Source organism: Pseudomonas sp. F007, from assembly GCF_057814275.1.
This window is the reverse complement of the sequence record NZ_JBVATA010000043.1, coordinates 1-296: the sequence shown is the minus strand read 5'-3', so window position 1 is coordinate 296 and position 296 is coordinate 1. Positions and strand designations below refer to the sequence as shown.

The following is a 296-nucleotide window of genomic DNA, read 5'->3' as shown; positions in this document are numbered from 1 at the left end:
ACCCACGCGTCCCTGCGCTTCGACCGCCACTGGCGCAACCTGCGCACCCATACCCTGCACGACCCGGTGGATTACCGCGTGCACGAACTGGGTGAATGGGCGCTCAGCGGAAAGCGCCCCACTCCGGCTTTCTATTCCTGAGGCACGCCCATGCAACTGTTGACCCTGCCCCCGTCCCCGACCCTGGCCACTTCGATCAGGGCCACCGCCCAGGTATTCGAAGACCCGCTTTCACAAGCGCTGCTGGCCCATGTGCAGCAGGTCGCGCCGAGTGAAGCCAGCGTGCTGATCATCGG

At 65.5% G+C, this 296-nt stretch carries 2 pseudogenes; both read left to right on the top strand.

Features of this window, described 5'->3' with window-relative positions:
* Window positions 1-141: pseudogene (locus tag ACZYR5_RS29645) on the top strand (acyl-CoA dehydrogenase family protein); the annotation flags it as partial.
* A gap of 9 nt (window positions 142-150) precedes the next feature.
* A pseudogene (locus tag ACZYR5_RS29640) lies at window positions 151-296 on the top strand (sigma-54-dependent Fis family transcriptional regulator); the annotation flags it as partial.